The following is an 18,127-nucleotide window of genomic DNA, read 5'->3' as shown; positions in this document are numbered from 1 at the left end:
TCCCATCTCAGCCGGCGCCGCCCCGGAGCCGGACCAGCATCGGCCAGAGGGCCGCGCCGCCGCCCGCGCAGACCGCGCGCCCGATCCGCTCCTGCCAGAGGGCGTCGGATCCGAACTCGTCGCGCCAGGACCAGAGCCGCCGCGTCGCGCGGTGGAGCGGGTGCTCCTGGGTGAAGCCCATGGCCCCGTGGATCTGGTGGCCGATCGCGACTACGTGGCCCGCCGCCTCGCCGCAGCGCGCCTTCGCGATGGCGGTGGCGAGGACGAAGCGCGGGTCGCCCCAGCAGGCGGCCGCGAGATCGGCGGCCGCGCTCGCCGCCGCGACGTGGCCCGCGGCCTCGGCCAGCATGTGCTGGATCGCCTGGAACTTGGCGAGTGGACGCCCGAATTGCTGCCGCTCCTGGGCGTGATCGAGGGCCGAGCCGAGGCAGGTCTCCAGGGCGCCCACCATCTGCTGCGCCCGGACCCAGGCGCCGACAGATTCGACGGACGACACGCCCGCTCCGGTCGCCCAGACCGGCGCGGCGCGGACATCCTCGGCGGCGACGGTGCAACCCGTCAGGTCGAGGGTGTCGCGCGGCTCGCCCGCAAGATTGTGGTGCGTGTCGCAGATCGTGCCGGGCCCGGCGATCCGCACGAGCTGCGGGACACCCGCCGCATCGACGGCGTCGAGGAGGAGGGCGGCGACCGAACCGCCCCAGGGCACCTGCGCGACCCTTCCGTCCAGGACGAAACCGTCGCCTTGGCGCACTAGCCGCACGGTGCTGCCGCCCGGGACCAGAGCCACTGCATCCTCGTTCACGTTCCCGTCCACCGAGGCCCAAAGCGCCGCGCCGACGATGGTCTCGGGCAAAGACAGGGGCAGGGCGGCCCGGCCGCAGCGTCGGATCAGCCGGGCGACGGTGGCGGCCTCTAGGCCGATCCCGCCGGCCGCCTCGGGCACCAGCGCCAGCGGCAGGCCGCTCTCAGTGAGCGCCGTCCAGAGACCCACGGGCCAGGAGGCCGCTCCCGCAGCCCCGTCGCAAGCCGCCAGCAGTGCCGGCGTGAGGTGCTGGGCGAGCAGCCGCTCGACCTGATCCAGGATGATCGCAGCGAGCTCGTCGCCGAGATCGTCCGCCGCGTGTCCGGTCCCGCTCATCGCAGCCCCAGCCCCCGGGCGATGACGCCGCGCAGGACCTCGCGGGTCCCGCCTCGCAGCGTGAAGGACGGCGCCCGCAGGGTTACGCCGCCCAGCGCCTCGCGGAAGGCGTCGCCCTGCGCGGTGAGGCTCGGCTCGACCGGCACGAGGCGCCGGGCGATCTCCGGCACCGCACGCTCGAAGCCGTTGCCGACATCCTTGACCAGAGCCGCCTCGACGCCCGGCACGATGCCCTGGTCGAGGAGGCGGGCCACCGAGGCCGACATTCCCAGCAGCGCCGTGAGTTGCGCCACCATCCGCCCAGTCTCGACCGCCTGGAACCGGTCCGGGTCCGGCCCGATCCGGTCGATGAGCTCGACGAGCAGCCGGTAATCCGACAGGAAGCGGTCGGGTCCCGAGCGCTCGAAGGCGAGCTCTTCCGTGACCAGATCCCAGCCCGCGCCCTCCGCGCCGACCCTCATCGCGTCGGGGACGCGGTAGTCAGTGAAGAACACCTCGTTGAACTCGTGGTGGCCCGACAGGTCGAGGATCGGCCGCACCGTCACCCCAGGTACCGCCATGTCGACGATGAACTGGGTCAGCCCGCCGTGCCGGTCCGGCCCGGGCTCCCCCGTCCGGACCAGGGCCAGCAGGTAGTCGACCTGATGGGCGTTCGTCGTCCAGATCTTGGAGCCGTTGATCACCCAATCGTCACCGTCGCGCACCGCGCGGGTCCGCACGGCGGCGAGGTCGGAGCCGGAATTCGGTTCGCTCATCCCGATGCCGAAGGAACATTCGCCGCGGCAGATGCCCGGCAGGATCGCCCGCTTGGCCGCCTCGGTCCCGTGCCGCAGGATCTGCGGGCCCGACTGGCGATCGGCGATCCAATGCGCGCCGCAGGGTGCGCCAGCCGCTAGCATCTCCTCGGTGACGACGAAGCGGACGAGCCCGGAGCGGTCGTGGCCGCCATATGCCTTCGGCATGGTCAGGCCAATGAACCCGGCCGCCCCGGCGCGCCGGCTGAAGCCGGCGTCGAAGGTCGTCCACGAGGTCCGGTGCGGCACGAAGCGCCCGGCCTCCAACTCGCCGTCGAGGAAGGCGCGGATGGCCACGCGGGTCTCCTCGGCCTCGGCCGGCAGCTTTTCGGCGCTGAAGCGAAAGCTTTGCATCAATGCTCCGTAGTCTGTCGGATCAGCGGTCGCCTGAGCGGCTCACTCAGCTCCCGTCGCGATCCTTGAGCGCCGGGAAGAAGATCTCCTGCCAGTCGGTCGGCAGCTTGCGCAGGAATCCCTGCGCCGCCATCGCCTTGGCGAGGTTGACCATGCCTTTTGGGGCCACGTCGTAGATGATGGACCCGTCGGTCAGGATCGTCTCGACCTGGGCCCGATCGATCTGAACCTGCTCGGAGGCGAGATAGATCGACGCCGCACGCTTCGGATCGCTGCGGATCAACGCCACTGCGTCCTCCATGCCGGCGAGGATCGCCTGCGCGACCTTTGGGTTCGCCTCGACGAAGCCCTGCTTGGCGTTCAAGGTCGCGGCGGTAGGGTCGCCGTCGCCGATCAGGCCGGTCGAGGTCATGATCGCCCGGAGCTTGGGATCCGCCCGCAGGACCTGGGTGAACGGTGGCGTCGAGAAGTAGCCAGCAATCCCTTGCCCAGCGCGCATGGCCGCGGTGGCGTCGGGGTGGGGCAGGCTCACCATCAGCGTATCCGCTCTGGCCGGATCGCCGAGCTGCTGGGCCGCTGCGACCCGCAGCAGGATCGCCTGGGGCGAGTTGAAGGCCGGGACCGCGACCTTGTCGCCGAAGGTGAAATCCTTCAGCGCGGCGACGCCGGGCTTGCCGGTGAACAGCGTGTAGACAACCGAGCTCAGGGCGGTGAGGCTCTTGATCTGCTGGCGCCCGCGCGTCTTGTCCCAGGCTATCAGGGCACCGGCCGCCCCGAGTGTGCCGAGCTCAACGCTGTCGGAGAGCAGCGCGTCGTTCATCGCCGTCGAGCCGCTGAAGCGGGTCAGCGTAACCGACAACCCGTCGAGCCCCGCCGCCTTGGCGCGCTTGTCGAACAGCCCCTCGCTCTGCGCGATCATCACCGGCAAGTAGACGAGGCCGTATTGGAGGCCGATGCGGACTGATGTTGTCTCGGCGCGAACCGCACCCCCGACGACCGGAAGCATCAGCACGGCGATGAGGAGGCGCACGGAGACGGCCGCGAGGCGGATCGGCATCGACATTCCTCCCGGACGGGGCTGCGCTCGTCGCGCGGTTTCCAGCACTGGCCGCACTCGCCGCCCGCCGCTGGTGAAGATTAGGGCAGAGGCTTTATCGAGCTTCAACCGTCATCGCAGATGTGGCAATAAATATCACATATGTGATGGAAAGGATAGCCATCATATGTGTAATATTGCCGAGCAAGTATGGAATACGGCTCCGACGCGATCATAGTGAGCAACGTGAGATCGGGTCGCAGACGCCCGGATCACGCGAGTCGAGGAAACGCTCATCTGGAGTGCGTCGCGATGACTACGGCAGCCCTCACCGCCTCTGCGCCGGCAGACGGCGACACTAGCCTCACAGCCTTCTACCGCGACATGACGGTGCCCGAGCGACGGACCTTCTGGGCCTGCGCAGCGGGCTGGGCGCTCGACGGCATGGACTACATGATCTACCCACTGGTGGTCGGCACGATCATCCAGCAGATGGGTGTCGACCGCGGCTCGGCAGGCCTCGCCGTGACGGCCACGCTGCTCGCCTCCGCCCTGGGCGGCTGGCTCACCGGGTACTTCGCCGACCGGGTGGGCCGAGTGAGGATGCTGCAAATCACCATCCTGTGGTTCTCTGCATTCTCGCTGATCTGCGCCTTCGTGCAGACCTTCGAGCAGTTACTCGTCGCGCGCGCCCTGCTTGGGCTCGGCTTCGGCGGAGAATGGGCGGCCGGGGCTGTCCTCATGGGCGAGGCGATCCGAGCACAGTATCGGGGACGCGCCGTTGGCTCCGTTCAGTCTGGTTGGGCCGTTGGCTGGGGACTCGCCGTTCTCGCCCAGGCCGTCCTGTTCTCGCTACTGCCACCCGAGAATGCGTGGCGGTGGATGTTCGCGATCGGCGCGCTGCCGGCCTTGCTAGTGTTCTACCTGCGCCGCTACGTCGAGGAGCCGCAGGTCGCAGCCGAAACCCGCGCCGCCGCGGCTGCGATCGGTGACCGGCCGAAGATTTGGGAGATCTTCGGTCCCGGCGTCCTGCGCACCACGCTGCTCGCGGCGATGTTCGGCACCGGTGCTCAGGGGGGTTACTACGCGGTGACCACATGGCTGCCGACCTATCTTCAAGTCGAGCGCAAGATCTCAGTGGTCGGCTCGACCGGTTACCTCGCCTTCCTGATCCTCGGTTCGTTCACCGGCTATCTCGCCGGGGCATGGATCTCAGACCGGTTCGGGCGGCGCAAACTGTTCGTCGGGTTTGCCGTGGGCGCGGTCGCGACAGTCCTGGTCTACACGCAGGTTCCGATGTCGGCACAGTTCATCTGGCTACTCGGCTTTCCCCTCGGCTTCTTCGCCTCCGGCTACCTCTCAGGCGTGGGGGCCTTCTTTACTGAGCTGTTCCCGACCCGGATCCGCGGCTCGGCGCAGGGTTTCTGCTACAACGCTGGCCGCGGTCTCGGCGCCTTGTTCCCGACGCTTATTGGCTATTTGTCGTCGACGCTCTCGCTGGGAACGGCGATCGCCGTGTTCGCGTGCGGTGCCTATGCGCTGCTGCTGGTCGGTGCGCTGCTCCTGCCGGAGACGCGCGGGCGCATACTCCACGCCGCATGAGGAGACGTAGGGATGTACCCGCCTCCAGAAATCATCGCGGCCAGACCGTTCGCCAGCTTGCCTGAGCGCTTCAAGGGGCGCCGCGACAGCAGCTGGGGCCGGATCAACTTCGCCGCTCACGCCCTGACCTCGTTCCTCGAAGGCCCGAGCTTCGACCGAAGCGGTAACCTCTATGTCGTCGATATTCCGTTCGGGCGTATCTTCCGGATCCGGCCCGACGCCGCGTGGGATCTCGTCGCAGAGTACGACGGTTGGCCGAATGGGCTGAAAGTCCATCCCGACGGCTACCTCGTTGTGGCTGATTACCGCCGTGGGATCCTCCGGGTCGACCCGGCGACGGGCGCCGCCGAGACGGTGCTGGACAGCTACCGCTGCGAAGGGTTCAAGGGATGCAATGACCTATACTTCGGTCCTGACGGCGCGCTCTACTTCACCGATCAGGGTCAGACCGGCCTCCAGGATCCGACGGGTCGCGTTTACCGGTGGAGCGAGACGCGCGGGCTCGACTGCCTCATTGGCACCGTTCCGAGTCCGAACGGCCTCGTTTTAAACCGCGCTGGTACGCACCTCCTCGTGGCGGCAACCCGTGCCAACGCGGTCTGGCGTCTACCGCTGATGCAGGACGGAGGCGTGTCGAAGGTTGGTCTGTTCGTGCAACTATCCGGGGGCGCGGCCGGGCCGGACGGTCTCGCCCTCGACATCGAGGGCGGCCTGTGCGTTTGTCACGTGGGCATCGGCGTCTGGCGCTTCGATGCGCGGGGCCGACCGACACACTTGGTCGAGGCGCCGGCCGACTCACTCTGGACTAACATCGCCTTTGGCGGCGCGGATGGCCGCGAATTGTTCATCACGGACTCGGGTCGCGGGACGGTCCTGAGCGCACTGATGCCGTATCCGGGGCAGCCGATGGCCTCCCACGCAACGCGGAGGCACGTGTGACAGAGCTTGGCCGTCCTGCACGCGATCGGGCCGGCGAACTAGGCACCGATCTAACGGTGGGCGCCGACGCGGTCGGTTCCAGTCTGGCTCTCGTGAAGTCGGCGGGGCGAGTGCTCCAGATCCTAGAGATGTTCGACGAGATCCAGCGCGAGGCCAGGGTCTCCGAGATCGCCGAACGGCTGAACTTTCCGCAATCCTCGACTTCGGTCCTTCTGAAGTGCCTCGCCCAGATGGGCTACCTCGATTACGACGCCGGGAGCCGCAGTTTTCTGCCATCCCCGCGCGTTGCGCTGCTTGGCGCGTGGCTTGACAAGGGGCCCGTGCGGGACGGGAGCCTCGTGCGCATGCTTGAGCACCTGTCGGAGCGCACGGGCGGCACGGTGATCCTTGCCGCACGCAACGCGATCTTCTCGCAGTACGTCCACGTCTTGCAGGCGCGCACCGCTATGCGCTTCCACGTCCCGACCGGCACGCGCCGCCTCGTTGTGTGGTCGGCTACAGGCACTGCGCTCCTCGCAGACAGCCCCGACGCCGAGATCAGTCCGCTCGTGCGCCGCACGAATGCGGAGGCAATGGCCGAACAGCCGCCGATCCAGGTAGCCGCCGTCATGGCTAATCTGGCGCGAGTGCGGAGAGACGGGCACTTCTTCTCCCGCGGTCTCGTCACACCCGGCGCCGGATCTATTGCAGTGCCGCTGCCCAAGCGCATCGACCGGAAAGGCCGGCCTCTCGCTGTCGCGATCTCCGGATTGGTCGACGAGTTCGAGCGACGGGAGGCTCACATCGTCGCCACGATCCAGGATGCGATCGCCCGCTTCCTGGTGCATATGGATTAGCGGAACGCGCGCCAATCCCTCTTCCTTCAGGGAGAGGATGTAGGCGCGCTCGCGGCGACAGCCGCGATCAGCGATCTTGGTTCTCGATGTACTGCTTCAGGATCGAGAGAGGGGCGCCGCCCACCGACCCGGCGAAGTAGCTCGGTGTCCACAACACGCCCCGGCTCTTCCTGACAGACCAGAACGAGGCGATCTCGGGGAACTCCTTCTTCAGCAGGCGGCTCGACACGCCCTTCAAGCTGTTGACCAGTTCCGAGAGCCGAACCTTCGGCGGATAGAAGACCAGCAGGTGAACGTGGTCCCGCTCGCCGTTGAACTCGCGCAACTCGACCTCGAAGTCCGCACACACGCTGGCGAAGATCGCTTGGAGCCGGTCGAGGTGCGCACGGGTCAGCACCTTGCCCCGCCGCTTCGTCGTGAACACGAGGTGGGCGTGCAGGGTGAAGACGACGTGCCGCCCGGTGCGAAGCTCCATAGACCAAACCGTCTCGATGCCCTATATCAAGAGCGTGACCACCCTGACAGACCAAACGGGTCTGAAGACCTTCAGCTCTCGCGTCAAGGACGCGACGAGCGGCAAGCGGCTGATCGCGCTCGGCGATGCGGTCAATACGGTCTGGAACTACGTCAACGAGATCAGCATGCGCTCGGCACAGCGTGGTCCGATCTGGGCGGCCAAGAAGCAGCTTCGCGACCTGACCAAGGGCAGTGGCAAGCTGCTCGGCCTTCCGTCGCAGGTCGTGCAAGAGGTGATCGACGAGTTCGTCATGAAACGGAAGGCTGCGCGCCGTCCGAAGCTGCGCTGGCGCGCGAGCCGTGGGCCCAAGCGGGCGCTCGGGTGGGTGCCGTTCACGAACCAAGACATCTAGCTCGACGGGGCAACCGTGCTCCTGCGTGGCCAGCGCTTCCGCCTGTGGCTGCACCGCACCGTCGAAGGCCGGATCAAGTCAGGCAACTTCTCCCAAGACGCGCGGGGCCGCTGGTACTGCAACCTCGTATGCGAGGTGCCCCGTTCGCAGCGCCGCGGGCGCGATGACATCGGCATCGATCTCGGGCTGAAGTCCGTGGCGAAGTGCTCGGACGGCACCGAACTCGAACAGGCCCGGTTCTATCGCGACCTCGAACCGAAACTAGCCGAGGCCCAGCGTAAGAGGCGCAAGCGGCAGGTGAAGTCGATTCACGCCAAGAGCGCCAATCGGCGGAAGGATGTCCTTCACAAGTTCTCACGGGCGCTGGTGGATCGTGCCCGCAAAATCACGGTCGGCGATGTGTCGGCCTCGGCGATGACGAAGACCCGGATGGCGAAGAGCGTGCTCGACGCCGGATGGTCGATGTTGCGCGGCATGCTACGGTACAAATGCGATCACGCAGGAGTGGCCTATGCCGAGGTGAACGAAGCCAACACGACCCGGACCTGCTCATCCTGTGGCTGCCTCAGTGGCCCCACCGGACTGATCGGTCTCAGTGTCAGGCGGTGGACGTGCAGCGAGTGCGGAGCGGAACATGACCGCGACCAGAACGCTGCTCGGAATATCGCTCGTCTCGGATGTGAGACGCCGTGCCCGTCCGGGCATGAAAGCCCCGGCTTTTAAGCCAGGGAGACATCACTATGGCCAACCGCGTCTTCGACTGAATAGACTCGGCACCGCTGCTCGGTCCAAACGGCCTCGCTTGCGTCGATGGGAAGCTCTGGGTCACGGAGCAGGGGTCCAAGTCCATCGGCCGCCACGACCCGGCCACGGGCCGGATCGACTGAATCCTGGGCACCGGCCAGGACACCACCCACATAATCCACGTGACGCCGGACGGGAAACGCGTCTACGCGACCAAAGTCGGCTCCGGCACCGTGAGCCTCCTCGCCATCGAACTCCTGCAGCCGGCCATGCCACCAACGGGCGTGCTGCCGCCAAGCGCCAAGCCTCGCATGGACTGGGTCCAAACGGTCCTGCCCGTGGGCAAGGCCGCCGAAGGGTTCGACGTCTCGCCTAGTGGGCGGGAGCTCTGGACCGCGACGCCCGATGGCACCTTGTCCGTCGTGGATTTGCAGACGAGCACGGTGACGGGCTTCGAGGAGACCGGGCTCGGCGGCGCGCTCACCGTCTGGCCGTCACCGCGGACGGCGGGCACGTCCTGGTCGTGAGCGTCAAGACGGGCGACCTTGCCATCTTCGAGGTCGCCTCCCGCAGGGAGGTGAGGCGGCTCCGGATCAGGTGAAAGACCGTCGCCTTGATGCCGCGGCGTCCGCAGTCTCGGGGTTGCGGCGGAGGCCGCCGACGCCAGGAAGCACTTTGGTCCTGCCTGACAGCTACCGCGCAGCATTTCGCGAGTCACCTGAGATGGCGGCCCGGACGCCGAGGCACGGATGCCCACCGCACCGGCAACAATACTTGCACTTGATCAACGCCACCCAGGCGCTAAATTGTGATTACAAAAGTTTACCTTGTCTTCTTGCCACAAAGACAAAAACGAGAATCAGCGCAAGGCAGAACTGAGCCCTGTGCCGAAGGTTCAGACGATGCAGGAAGGATCGCGGATCGAGAGTTTGGCTTGCCGCCGCGGTCCGATCTGCCCGACTCGTCGCGATGTGGGATACCACTTTCGCGACAGCCGGGTCTGGGTGTCTGGACAGCGTGCGGGCGATGGCGTCGCGTGCATGTGGCGTGGCAAGGGCCACCGCCCGCTCCAGTTCGCACATCGCCACCTCCTTGCGACCAGCATCAAGCGCCAGGAGGCCCAGATTCAGCGCTCCCCAGCAGTCGCCACCCTCGGCCGCCAACTGGTAGCATCGTAGTGCGGCCGCTCGATCGACCGGTGTGCCCCAACCCTCCTCATGACAGCGCCCAAGTAAACCGAAAGCTTTGGCTCGCGCCTCTGCGTGACCGGCCTCGGTCGCTGCCATGAAATGGCGAAATGCCTTGGCGTGATTGCGCTCAGCCTTACCGTAGAGAAGGAGACAGCCGACGTTGTACAAGGCCCACGGGTGACCGGCTGCTGCGGCTTTGCGGTAATGGGTCATCGCCGCCGCGTGGTCGGCCGTCACCCCCCAGCCGAACTCATGACACCTCCCGAGCATGTTTCGCGCGTCGAGGCTGCCAATGCGCGCTGCTCTCTCGAACCAGCTGTAGGCAATCACCGGGTCGCAGGAAACGCCACGACCATCCAGGTGCATCTGACCGAGCACAAGCTGCGCGGTCTTGAAGCCTCGCTCGGCCGCGAACTGTATCCAGCGAACGGCCAGCTCCGGGTGGCAGTCAAGGATACAGCGCCAATCGGCTTCGCTGTTGTGATGCAACTCCCAAACGTCGGGCTCTGCCGCTGTCGGACCAGGCACCCGGCTAGAGACATGCGTTACGTGGAGATCAACTTCAGAAATCATTCCATCCCACGCTGTTTAGAATAGGTTTAATGTAGGACTCGGGAGTGCCTAATCCCGTTCTTTGAACCGTTTTAGATTGTTGCAAAGGCGCACCATCAGCAAAGAACTTAGGACGATCTATTGCATCACGCGGATGTGAGCGTCTATGCCCGAATGGATATCGGAGACCGGTGATGCGTACAGAGTTGTCTTTGAGGGACGCGGGCGGAGTAGGCTCGATCGGCGTTGGCCTCGCTGCGACCCTTGGAGCATTCATGCCCCTCGACGTCATCGCTCAACAGCCCGCCCCTCAAGACGGCGAGCCAGCGACCATCGCGCTCGGTGAGATCAGCGTTGTCGGGTACGACGGGCGCCAGCCGAACACGCTGAACGCCGATCTCGGGCTCTCCCGCTTCCCAGGCCGCGTGCAGGACACGCCACAGGCCATCTCAGTCGTGCCGGGCGAGGTTATCCGCCAGCAGCAGGCCACAACCCTTGAGCAGGCCTTGCGTAACGTCCCCGGCGTTACCCTCTCCTCCGGGGAAGGTAACGGCGGCCTCAACGGTGACCAGTTCCGCATCCGCGGCTTCCAGGCCAAGAACGACGTCTATCTGGACGGTCTGCGCGATTTCGGCGTCTACGCTCGCGACAGCTTCAACATCGCAGATGTCGTCGTCATCAAAGGGCCGTCCTCAGAGTCCCTTGGCCTCGGCACGGCCGGCGGCGCGATCAACATCGTCTCGAAGCGCGCCCAGCCCTTCGATTTTACCTCCGTGGACGTTCTCGGTGGCAGCGGCCCTACCGCGCGCGGCACCTTCGACGTCAACCGCAAGATCGACGAGACCACTGCAATCCGCATCACCGGGGTCGCCAACCGGCAGGACATCCAGGACCGCGACTACATCAAGTCCGACCGCTACGGCTTGGCCGCCTCGCTCGGCTTCGGTCTGGGAACCGACACGACTTGGCACTTGAACTACCTGTTCCAGCGTAGCGAGCGCACACCCGACTACGGCGTCCCGGTCGTGCTCCGGCCTGGTGACCGCTACGCAAAACCGATCACCGAGTTCGGCCTTGACCGCTCGACGTCCTACGCCCGCGCGACCGATCGCGACAACGCCAACGTCCATCTCGCGACGTCGCTGATGAAATGGACGGTCACCGACTGGCTCACCGTGACCAACGACACACGGCTGTCGTTCTACTCGCGCAACTTTATCTCGACCCCATCCAGCTGTGCCGGTGCCTGCATCAGCGGCTTCTTCGGCGGCAGCAATCCGCTGATCGCCTACACGGCCGGCGGCGGGTCGGCCTTCGATCAGGACGCCTGGGGAGCCCAGAACGTCACGACGGCGATCGCCAAGTTCCATACCGGCTTCCTGCGCCACGAGGTCGTCGCCGGCATCGACGCCTTCTATCAGAATGACGACCGCACCAACTTCGCGGTTCTCGGCACGCGACCGACCCAGCGTCTGCTAACGCCCGATCCTCGGCAGATCGGCTACGCGTATTATCGGAACTTCAACAGCCGCCGGGTCGGCGATGGGGCTGATCTGGCGGGCTATTTCAGCGATCGCGTCTGGCTGACCGATCAATTCTCATTGCTGGGCGGCGTCCGTGTTGACCGCTTCGTAAGTTCATACGCCACCACGAACACCACCACCGGCCTGTTCGGCTCGACCATCATGGCCGCCTCAACCGGCGTGAGCCCGAAAGGCTCTGCGATCTGGCAACCGACGCCGGATCAGACCTACTACATCACCTACGCCAAGGGGTTCTCACCCCAAGGTCAGTACGTGGCCAACTCGACCGGCATCGAGATACCGAGCACCGCGGCGCTGAAGCCCGAGGAGACCGACCTCTACGAGATCGGAGGCAAGGTCAGCGTCCTTGATGGACGTCTCGGACTGGCCGCAGCCCTGTTCCGCGTCGACAAGAGTAACAGCTTCGATATCGATCCCGTCACCGGCGGCCTGATCCTCGGCGCGCTCGACGCGGGCGAACGGCGTCGCGTGGACGGTTTCGAACTCACCGCGACAGGGCGCATCACGCCGGACTGGAGCATTCTCGCCGGCTACACGCATCTGGAGGGCAAGGTCCTATCGGGCGCGAACGTCGGTAAGGTCGCTCCCTACGTTCCCGAGAACGCGTTCACGATGTGGACGACCTACGATATGTCCGCTTACACGCGGCAATGGTGGGACCTGCCTGGTAAGATCACCATCGGTGGTGGCGTCAGCTTCGACGACGGCTACTTTCCCGCCAGCGACAACATCACACGCATTCCTGGGACGTTCTCACTCGACACTCTGATCTCCTATGAGACCGAGAACTACCGGGTCGCGGTCAACGCCTACAATCTCACCGACGAGTTGAACTACGCCGGTGCATTCTCGACGCGGGCGATCCCGACCTCGGGCCGTACCGTGCTCGTGAGCCTCGGCACGCGGTTCTGATCATGATCGTTCACATCCGTGGGGTCCTGACACCCGAGGAGATCGCCCATTGCCGCGCCCGCCTTGAGGCGGGGGACTGGGTTGACGGGCGGGTCACCGCCGGAGCGCAGGCGGCCCGCGCCAAACGCAACCTGCAGATCCCGGAGGATGCGCCCGTCGCGCGTGAGCTCGGCGAGCTCATCCTGCGCGCCCTCGGGCGCTCGGGGCCGTTCAACGCGGCGGCGCTGCCCTACCGGGTGCTTCCGCCGCTGTTCAATCGTTACGACGTGGGCATGGGTTTCGGCGCCCATGTCGACGGCGCGGTGCGTATGATACCGCGAGCCGGCATCCGCATGCGGGCCGATGTGTCCTCGACGCTGTTTCTCACCGATCCTGCTGACTACGATGGCGGCGAGCTGGTGATCGAGGACACCTTCGGGGCTCACGCCGTCAAGCTGCCGGCCGGCGACATGATCGTCTATCCGGCGACTTCCTTGCACCGGGTCGAGCCGATCACCCGGGGCTCACGCTGGTCGGCGTTCTTCTGGTCGCAGTCCATGATCAAGGACGACGGCCAGCGGGCACTGCTCTATGATCTCGACCGAGGCATCACCGGTGTGCGTGCGGAGCTGACCGACGATCACCCGTCGGCGATTGCGTTGACCAGCACCTACCACAATCTGCTGCGGCGCTGGGCCGAGCTGTGAGTGCGGAGGGTGCGGCCGCGGCAGATGCTGCCCCGCGTAAGGCAGCTCGCGCGCAACGCGCGTTCTGGCTGAAGCAGCTCTATGCGTGGCACTGGATCAGCTCCGGCCTGTGCCTCGTTGGCATGCTGCTGTTCGCAATCACCGGCATCACCCTGAATCACGCTTCCGGTCTTGAGAGTCGGCCGAACACGACGAGCAGCGAGGCGCGTCTGCCGGCCTCCCTGAGCGGTGAGCTGTCTGCTCTCCCGAATGCAGGGCGGGCTTACCTGTCGGTCGAGCTCGTCGCCTGGCTGAACGATGCACTCGGCGTCGACGCGGATGGACGGGAAGTCGAACTGACGCGCAGCGAGGTGCTGCTCTCCCTGCCGCGCCCGGGTGGCGACGGTTCCGTCAGCTTCGATAGACGCGGCGGGGCCGTCGTGCACGAGGAGACGAGCCGCGGCTGGATCTCCTACCTCAACGATTTGCACAAGGGCCGAAACACCGGCCCGGCCTGGGCCCTGTTCATCGACCTGTTTGCCAGTACCTGCCTCGTGTTCTGCCTGACCGGGCTCGTTCTCCTGTACTTCCACGCCGGACGCCGGCCCATGACGTGGCCCGTCGTCGGGCTGGGGCTCCTCGCGCCGCTTCTCGTGGCGCTGCTGTTCATCCACGCCTGAAGGATCGCTCATGCGCCGCACCGTGACGGCCCTGTTCTCGACCATGCTCGTAGCGCCCGCTTGCGCCGGCGAAGTCGTCGTCGGGATCCAGATCCCGCGGCTCGACGTGTCGGAGTATCACCGCCCCTACGTCGCTGTGTGGCTCGAAGGCCCCGATGGGCAGGCGGTGGCCAATCTGGCCGTCTGGTACGATTTGAAAAAGCGCGGGGGCGAGGGGACGAAATGGCTCAAGGACCTGCGTCAATGGTGGCGCCGCATCGGCCGGGAGACGGACCTTCCTGTAGACGGCGTGAGCGGTGCGACCCGGCCTGCAGGCGAGCACCGGCTGAGTTTCGACACAGCAACCCCGCCGTTCGCTGACCTGAAGCCTGGTACCTACGAGGTTGCCGTCGAAGCGGCGCGCGAGGTCGGTGAACGCGAAGTGCTCCGCCTTCCGCTCACATGGCCGGCAGCCCCGAACGCCGCTGCCGAGGCGAAGGGCACCTCCGAACTCGGCACCGTCACCCTAAGCGCAAAGCCGTGAGTGTTGCCATGTACCGTACACTGTCTGCCCTACTGCTCGCCAATCTCGCCCTTGGCGGTCCAGCACAGGCGCACAGACTGTGGATGCAGCCCTCGGCCACCGTTCTCTCCGGCGTCGAGGCCTGGGCGACTGTGGATGCAGCTGTCTCGAACGATCTCTTCGTTTTCGAATTCAATCCACTGCGTCTCGATGGGCTGACGGTCACCGGACCGGACGGAACTCCAGTGAAGATCGAGAACCCGGCGACAGGCCGGCTACGCAGCACCTTCGATCTGCACCTCACCAAACCTGGCACATACCGCGCGAGCGAGGCCGGCGAGTTCCTGTTCGCGAGCTACCTGCTTGACGGTCAGCAGAAGCGGTGGCGTGGCCGAGCGGAAGAGTTAGAACGCGTCGTCCCGAAGGAAGCGACCGACGTACGCATCACACAGGCCCAGAACCGCACGGAGACCTTCCTGACGTTGGGAAAGCCGAACACGGAGGCACTCAAGCCGACAGGCAGGGGTCTGGAGCTGCGCCCCGAGACCCACCCAAACAATCTCGTGGCGGGAGAGGTGGCGCGCTTCGCGCTGCTGCTCGACGGCGCACCTGCGTCAAATGTCGATGTCGAAATTGTGCGCGGCGGCGGTCGCTATCGGAACAAGATTGGCGAGATCAAGCTCAAGACCGGCGCTGATGGCACCTTCAGCGTGACGTGGCCAGAGGCCGGCCTCTACTGGCTTGGGGCGGAAGTGCAGGACGACAAGGCTACCGTTCCGAAGGCGCGCCGCCGTGCAGTCTACAACGCCACCCTCGAAGTGTTGCCCCCGTAGAAGTCTTGCGTCGCGTCATACTTCCCGCAGTGGTCGCGTCAGCGTCGAGGCTGCCTTCAGGTCCGGTCGAGACGCTGGGCGGTTGCACGATGGGCACCACCTGGAGCGTGCGCTTGGCGGGCGCGCACGGCAGGACGGCATCGCTCGGCGCCGCGATCGCGGTTCTTCTCGACCGGCTCGTGATGGACCTGAGCCACTGGGAGCCGGCCTCGGCGCTGTGCCGCTTCAACCGGTCTCCATCCGGCACCTTGCATAGCCTGCCGGGGGCGCTCAGGGAGGTGCTGGAGGCGGCCCTTGCAATCGCGGAGGAGACGAGTGGTGCCTTCGATCCGACGCTCGGGGCCCTCGTCGACCTCTGGGGCTTCGGTCCTCAGGGCCCGGTTCCCGTACCGCCGGATCCTGAAGCCTTGGCCCAGGCAGCGTCCTGCTGCGGCTGGCAGAAGCTTCGATTCGATCGCACCAGGGGCGATGCCTGGCAGCCAGGCGGCCTCAGCCTCGATCTGTCCGGCATCGCGAAGGGCTACGCCGTCGATCGCGTCTCAGCGCTCCTAATAGAGAGAGGTGTACCGGACCACCTTGTCGAGATCGGCGGCGAACTGCGAGGCTCTGGGCTGAAGCCGGATGGCAGCCCCTGGTGGGGCGCCATGGAGAGTCCCGACGCCACTGTTCCGGAGATGGTCGCTGCCCTGCACGGCCTCGCGGTGGCCACGTCCGGGGAGTATCGCCGCTGCTTCGTCAACGCTGGGCGCCACTTCGGCCATACGCTCGACCCGCATCGAGCAGAACCGATCGACACAGGCCTCTTGGCCGTGAGTGTGCTCCATTCGTCGTGTATGCTGGCGGACGCCTATGCCACCGCGCTGCTGGCACTCGGTTTGGAGCGCGGCTCACGACTGGCAACGCGGGCGAACTTGTCGGCTCGCTTCCTGTCGAAGAGGTGTCCCCAGTCCGTCGAGGTTCTAAGCCCGAGCTTGCGTGCAATGCTCGACTAGATCAACGGGGCTGTCGCACATATGTCTTCTTCCCTGGGGCGCGTGCTCCGAAGCGGACCGGCGGCTTTCGGCCGATTGTGTTGAAAAACTCGGAGGCAGCGCCTCAGGCTTAATCCAAAGCGTCGAACTGGGGATATTTAGGTTATTCGGTCATTCGTGATTTGGGGTTGATGGCGGGTAGGACGACTTGACGGGTTCGCGATCTGTTCCGTAGCGTCGCCTCCGTGATCCTGACGTACCGCTAGAAGCTGCGCCCGACCCGGGCGCAGCACCGCCTGCTCGACGAGCGGCTGGAGCGGCAGCGTCTGCTCTACAACGCGGCGCTTCAGGAGCGCCGAGATGCTTGGCGGCTCGCGAAGAAGCCGATCACGCGTCTCGATCAGCAGAATTCGCTGACGGTCATCCGTGCCGAGGACCCGGCGGGTCACGGCGCGGACCCAGTGACGATGGGTCGATGGACCTTGGCCCGCATCGAGGACGCGTTCACCGGATACTTCGGCCGGATGAAGCGCGGGGCCGGCAAGGCCGGCTTTCCCCGCTTCATGGCCAAGAGCCGGTGGCGGAGCTTCGGACTTTACGAGATCACAGGCCTACGGCTCGATCTGCGGCATCAGCGTATCCGCCTGAAAGGCATGGATCGACCGATCCGGCTCTGCCCGGATCGGTCGCTGCCCGAAGATGCGCGCCTCCTGGGCGCGACCTTTACCAAGGTCGGTCGCGGCTGGTACGTCGCGCTGATCTTCGAGAGCGCCGGCCGCGCCCGCCGCAACGCTCGCGCATCATCGTGGCGGGACGTTCCGAGCAGAGTCCCCGGTGACGTCCTTCTCTCTTGAGATCGAGGAGCCCATCGACTGGACGGGTTTCGGCCTCTGGCTGACCATGCTCCTCGACCGACACGGGGAGAACGTCTTCCGCGTGAAGGGCATCATGAGCCTGGAGGGTGAGGAGCGCCCGGTGGCCGTGCACGGCGTCCAGCGTCTCGTCCATTCGCCAATCCATCTGGAGCGCTGGCCGGACGGTCGCAGGACGTCGCGCCTCGTCTTCGTCGTGAACGGGCTGGACCATACCCGGATCGAGGCCTCGTTCTACGCCTTCCAGGCGATGTCGCGCCGTGTCGCCGGTCGAGGGACCATGGCGTGAGCGATAGCCCGAGCGGGCCGCCGCCACCTCTGCAAGCCGATGCCCGCGAGGGCGCGTCGACCGAAAAGGCCTGCAGCAGTAATCGCGGATTGTTCGGTGGCCGCCGCCTCACATTCGCGGCAGCGGCCTCAACCTTTGCGGATGCACCCCTTAAACGTCCCGTCACCGGTCGCCCAGCGAGGCCGGGATGATCCGGATCAGCCCCGCGCCCACCAGCATGCAAGCGGCCACGGCGTAGAGACCGATTGCCGGATCACCTGTAAGCACGTTCAGGCCGCCAACCATGTAGGGAGAAACAAACCCGGCGAGATTGCCGATGCAGTTGATCGTCGCGATGCCAGCCGCTGCCGAGGTGCCAGCCAAGAACGCGCAGGGAACACCCCAGAACAGCGACAGCGCCGACAGCATGCCGGCCGTGCCGACGCAGAGGCATGCCACCGCCGCGGTTGGGCTCTGGCCGACATAGCCGGCAAGCGCCAGGCCGACGGCGCCGGACGCCAGAGCAACCGCAAAATGCGCCCGTCGCCGGCGGGTACGGTCGGCGCTGATGCCGGTGAGGATGATGGTCGGGATCGCGACGAGGTAGGGGATCGCCGAGAGCCAGCCGATCGTCGCAACGTCTTTGATGCCGGATTCTTTGACGATGGACGGCAGCCAGAAACTGATCCCGTACAGGCCGATAATGGTCATGAAGTAGACGCCGCTGAGCTTCCAGATCCGTGCGTCCTTTAGAGCCCGTCCGAAAATGGTCTGAGGCGGGGTTGAGTGGCCGGGATGACGATGCTTCCAGGAGGGTGCTGAAGCC

General features: G+C 66.1%; 20 protein-coding genes. 14 read left to right on the top strand and 6 right to left on the bottom strand.

What is annotated here, in order from left to right; translation table 11 throughout:
* Positions 1-7 precede the first annotated feature (7 nt).
* From LGR69_RS26350 to LGR69_RS26340, 3 genes are read right to left on the bottom strand one after another with little or no spacing between them, the layout of a single operon-like run.
* Positions 8-1,138: an acyl-CoA dehydrogenase family protein gene (locus LGR69_RS26350; protein ID WP_230367893.1), complete on the bottom strand. Its 1,131-nt coding sequence runs from the start codon at positions 1,136-1,138 to the stop codon at positions 8-10.
* Positions 1,135-2,286, bottom strand: a complete 1,152-nt coding sequence (locus LGR69_RS26345; protein WP_230367892.1) for an acyl-CoA dehydrogenase family protein — start codon at positions 2,284-2,286, stop codon at positions 1,135-1,137. The genes LGR69_RS26350 and LGR69_RS26345 overlap by 4 nt, the downstream gene beginning before the upstream one ends.
* A gap of 46 nt (positions 2,287-2,332) precedes the next feature.
* Positions 2,333-3,343 carry an ABC transporter substrate-binding protein gene (locus LGR69_RS26340; RefSeq protein WP_230367891.1) on the bottom strand — a complete coding sequence of 337 codons (1,011 nt, stop codon included), beginning with the start codon at positions 3,341-3,343 and terminating at the stop codon, positions 2,333-2,335.
* Between the two features lie 291 nt (positions 3,344-3,634).
* On the opposite strand from LGR69_RS26340, the gene LGR69_RS26335 reads away from it, so the two are divergent.
* Genes LGR69_RS26335 through LGR69_RS26325 form a run of 3 tightly spaced genes read left to right on the top strand, consistent with a single transcriptional unit; the run spans position 3,635 to position 6,699 of the window.
* Positions 3,635-4,924, top strand: coding sequence for an MFS transporter (locus tag LGR69_RS26335; RefSeq protein WP_230367890.1), 1,290 nt, complete (start codon positions 3,635-3,637; stop codon positions 4,922-4,924).
* Between the two features lie 12 nt (positions 4,925-4,936).
* On the top strand, positions 4,937-5,863 hold the full coding sequence (locus LGR69_RS26330; protein WP_230367889.1) for an SMP-30/gluconolactonase/LRE family protein: 927 nt from the start codon (positions 4,937-4,939) through the stop codon (positions 5,861-5,863).
* Entirely contained in the window at positions 5,860-6,699 is an 840-nt protein-coding gene (locus LGR69_RS26325) for an IclR family transcriptional regulator (protein WP_328505093.1), read from the top strand. Before LGR69_RS26330 ends, LGR69_RS26325 begins: the two co-directional genes overlap by 4 nt.
* A 67-nt stretch (positions 6,700-6,766) precedes the next feature.
* Here the strand turns inward: LGR69_RS26325 and tnpA are convergent, their stop codons facing one another.
* Positions 6,767-7,174, bottom strand: coding sequence for an IS200/IS605 family transposase (gene tnpA / locus LGR69_RS26320; protein ID WP_230367887.1), 408 nt, complete (start codon positions 7,172-7,174; stop codon positions 6,767-6,769).
* 16 nt (positions 7,175-7,190) lie between these two features.
* Between tnpA and LGR69_RS26315 the strand changes: the two genes are divergently transcribed.
* The 3 genes from LGR69_RS26315 to LGR69_RS26305 all read left to right on the top strand — a co-directional run bounded on the left by LGR69_RS26315 (position 7,191) and on the right by LGR69_RS26305 (position 8,839).
* Entirely contained in the window at positions 7,191-7,568 is a 378-nt protein-coding gene (locus tag LGR69_RS26315; protein ID WP_230367886.1) for a hypothetical protein, read from the top strand.
* A gap of 15 nt (positions 7,569-7,583) precedes the next feature.
* Positions 7,584-8,291 (top strand): RNA-guided endonuclease InsQ/TnpB family protein, encoded by a 708-nt coding sequence (locus LGR69_RS26310; RefSeq protein ID WP_230367885.1) that lies wholly within the window; start codon positions 7,584-7,586, stop codon positions 8,289-8,291.
* Positions 8,292-8,623: 332 nt separating this feature from the next.
* The gene (locus LGR69_RS26305) at positions 8,624-8,839 is read left to right on the top strand and encodes a hypothetical protein (protein WP_230367884.1); all 216 of its coding nucleotides are present in this window, start codon (positions 8,624-8,626) and stop codon (positions 8,837-8,839) included.
* 285 nt (positions 8,840-9,124) lie between these two features.
* Here LGR69_RS26305 and LGR69_RS26300 read toward each other — a convergent pair whose 3' ends face one another.
* On the bottom strand, positions 9,125-9,991 hold the full coding sequence (locus tag LGR69_RS26300) for a tetratricopeptide repeat protein (RefSeq protein ID WP_230367883.1): 867 nt from the start codon (positions 9,989-9,991) through the stop codon (positions 9,125-9,127).
* 338 nt (positions 9,992-10,329) lie between these two features.
* Between LGR69_RS26300 and LGR69_RS26295 the strand changes: the two genes are divergently transcribed.
* The 8 genes from LGR69_RS26295 to LGR69_RS26260 all read left to right on the top strand — a co-directional run bounded on the left by LGR69_RS26295 (position 10,330) and on the right by LGR69_RS26260 (position 17,322).
* Positions 10,330-12,510, top strand: a complete 2,181-nt coding sequence (locus tag LGR69_RS26295; RefSeq protein ID WP_230367882.1) for a TonB-dependent receptor — start codon at positions 10,330-10,332, stop codon at positions 12,508-12,510.
* A gap of 2 nt (positions 12,511-12,512) precedes the next feature.
* Positions 12,513-13,196, top strand: a complete 684-nt coding sequence (locus tag LGR69_RS26290; RefSeq protein ID WP_230367881.1) for a Fe2+-dependent dioxygenase — start codon at positions 12,513-12,515, stop codon at positions 13,194-13,196.
* Positions 13,193-13,855 (top strand): PepSY-associated TM helix domain-containing protein, encoded by a 663-nt coding sequence (locus LGR69_RS26285; RefSeq protein WP_230367880.1) that lies wholly within the window; start codon positions 13,193-13,195, stop codon positions 13,853-13,855. The genes LGR69_RS26290 and LGR69_RS26285 overlap by 4 nt, the downstream gene beginning before the upstream one ends.
* Before the next feature lie 10 nt (positions 13,856-13,865).
* A complete protein-coding gene (locus LGR69_RS26280) occupies positions 13,866-14,378 on the top strand; it encodes a DUF2271 domain-containing protein (RefSeq protein WP_230367879.1) in 513 nt (170 codons plus the stop codon).
* 8 nt (positions 14,379-14,386) lie between these two features.
* Positions 14,387-15,190 carry a DUF4198 domain-containing protein gene (locus tag LGR69_RS26275; protein WP_230367878.1) on the top strand — a complete coding sequence of 268 codons (804 nt, stop codon included), beginning with the start codon at positions 14,387-14,389 and terminating at the stop codon, positions 15,188-15,190.
* Between the two features lie 89 nt (positions 15,191-15,279).
* Positions 15,280-16,182: an FAD:protein FMN transferase gene (locus LGR69_RS26270; RefSeq protein ID WP_230367877.1), complete on the top strand. Its 903-nt coding sequence runs from the start codon at positions 15,280-15,282 to the stop codon at positions 16,180-16,182.
* Positions 16,183-16,643: 461 nt separating this feature from the next.
* On the top strand, positions 16,644-17,015 hold the full coding sequence (locus LGR69_RS26265) for a hypothetical protein (protein ID WP_230367876.1): 372 nt from the start codon (positions 16,644-16,646) through the stop codon (positions 17,013-17,015).
* A complete protein-coding gene (locus tag LGR69_RS26260) occupies positions 16,996-17,322 on the top strand; it encodes a CobW C-terminal domain-containing protein (RefSeq protein ID WP_307355876.1) in 327 nt (108 codons plus the stop codon). Before LGR69_RS26265 ends, LGR69_RS26260 begins: the two co-directional genes overlap by 20 nt.
* Before the next feature lie 162 nt (positions 17,323-17,484).
* On the opposite strand, the gene LGR69_RS26255 is transcribed toward LGR69_RS26260, so the two are convergent.
* Positions 17,485-18,127, bottom strand: a 643-nt coding sequence (locus LGR69_RS26255; RefSeq protein ID WP_230367875.1) for an MFS transporter, incomplete at its 5' end; no start/stop codon positions are given.

This window comes from Methylobacterium brachiatum (assembly GCF_020523825.1).
In the GTDB taxonomy this organism is placed as follows: Bacteria; Pseudomonadota; Alphaproteobacteria; order Rhizobiales; family Beijerinckiaceae; genus Methylobacterium; species Methylobacterium brachiatum.
The sequence above is the reverse complement of the archived record's forward strand: the minus strand, read 5'-3'. Positions and strand labels throughout refer to the sequence as shown.